Source organism: Pantoea sp. WMus005 (assembly GCF_013415305.1).
Lineage (GTDB): Bacteria > Pseudomonadota > Gammaproteobacteria > Enterobacterales > Enterobacteriaceae > Pantoea > Pantoea rara.
On sequence record NZ_JACBXU010000027.1, the window covers coordinates 1 to 261 of the forward strand.

General features: G+C 50.2%; 1 rRNA gene. It reads right to left on the reverse strand.

Going from position 1 to position 261, the window contains the following annotated elements:
- Positions 1-205: ribosomal RNA gene (locus HZZ01_RS20775) — 16S ribosomal RNA — on the reverse strand; the annotation flags it as partial.
- Between the last annotated feature and the right edge of the window lie 56 nt (positions 206-261).

Consider the following 261-nt stretch of genomic DNA (forward strand, 5'->3'; position numbering starts at 1 on the left):
TCCCCCTCTTTGGTCTTGCGACGTTATGCGGTATTAGCCACCGTTTCCAGTGGTTATCCCCCTCTATCGGGCAGATCCCCAGACATTACTCACCCGTCCGCCACTCGTCACCCAAGGAGCAAGCTCCCCTGTGTTACCGTCCGACTTGCATGTGTTAGGCCTGCCGCCAGCGTTCAATCTGAGCCATGATCAAACTCTTCAATTTAAGTTTGATTTGCTTAAACAAGTTAAGCGGTGCTCATCTGTAAAACGTCATAATGA